This is a genomic window from Priestia sp. P5_B4 (genome assembly GCF_056400385.1).
This window is the reverse complement of record NZ_JBFULJ010000944.1, coordinates 1-1,424: the sequence shown is the minus strand read 5'-3', so window position 1 is coordinate 1,424 and position 1,424 is coordinate 1. Positions and strand designations below refer to the sequence as shown.

Here is a 1,424-nt window from a genome sequence, read left to right as displayed (position 1 = left end):
GTGATGTACCGTTTGCCATGCTCGTAAAAAACAGTCCAATTGTATGAGATTTTTGAAGAACTAAATTTTTCGCATGGTAGTCAGGAATATAGTTAAGCGTATTTGCAATATCTAAAATTTTCTTTTTTGTTTTTTCTTTAATAAGCGGACTATTGTTTAATGCACGTGAAACCGTTGTATGTGATACGTTTGCTAGTTTTGCAATATCCTTAATTGTAACACCCATTTCATTTACCTTCCTTTAATGAATCAGTATCGATTTTTATTATAAGCATATCACAACTTAGTAGGAATAATAAGCAAATGGTGAATGTTATGACAGTTTTGACTAAGACCTAGCATGAATATCTTGGACAATCTCCGCGTGTTTCTTATCCGTTAGCTTATACATAAAACCAATAATCACTGCAGCAATGGATAAAGCAATAGCAGGATATAGTAACAGTAAACTTTTAATCCCCACTAATGTACCTGCCTTTTGTGCCACGTTTGGGATATACCCAACTAACCCTAAACCAATACCTGATAAGAAGCCGGATAGCGACTGAGCGAGCTTTCGAGAAAAGTTGAACAGTGAATACGTTGTGCCTTCTTTTCTTTCGCCTGTTTTCCATTCACCATAATCAATGATATCTGATACAAATGCCCATGTAATCCCGTTAGGAATGCTGATACCTATAAAAGCAATACTTGCTAAAATTGTAAAAATTACGACGTTAGAAGGCATAAAGAAATTTACTGTGTCCGCTGCAATACTGATTCCTAAGCCAATCATTGCCGCCTGCTTTTTTCCAAATCGGCTAACAAGCTTTGGCAGCATAATGACTCCTAGAAAGGATGAACCAATAATAATAAAGTTCATGTAAGCCATCAATTTAACATTTCCTAAATTATATTGTGCAAAGTAAATAAGCATAGCTGATTTAATATTGTAAGCTGAAATGGTAAATACCGTCATAAATACTAAAATTAAAAGAGGTTTGTTACTTACAAACGTTTTAAAAATAGACTTGACTGATAATTTTTCTTTTGGACTCTCTTTTACGACAATGCGTTCTTTGCAGTTGCGATAACATACATAAAAAGCGATTATTCCAATGACCGACATAATCCCCATGACAACGGGATAACCGATTTTTTCATTTGGAAATAACAGAATGAGCGGTACAACAGCAATGCTGGTTACAAACAGTGYACCTAATGATCCTGTTTGACGAAAAGCAGCAAGAGACGTGCGATCAGAAGTATTTTGAGTCATGGATGCGCCTAGCGATCCGTATGGAATATTGACAAATGAATAGCCAATTCCCCAGATCATATAAGAAGCGTACGCATAAATTAATTTACCCGCCGGTGAAAGGTTTGGAGAAATAAAAGTGAGTACGGTTAAAATGGCCAACACCATACTTCCGAATAGTAAATAC

Annotated in this window: 2 protein-coding genes; both read right to left on the bottom strand. The window is 35.6% G+C overall.

Annotated features, from left to right (window positions below; translation table 11 throughout):
- Positions 1-226: LacI family DNA-binding transcriptional regulator (locus tag AC1DRF_RS27730; protein ID WP_477742273.1), on the bottom strand; the 226-nt coding region annotated here is incomplete at its 3' end.
- 102 nt (positions 227-328) lie between these two features.
- Positions 329-1,424: glycoside-pentoside-hexuronide (GPH):cation symporter (locus AC1DRF_RS27725; protein ID WP_477742272.1), on the bottom strand; the 1,096-nt coding region annotated here is incomplete at its 5' end.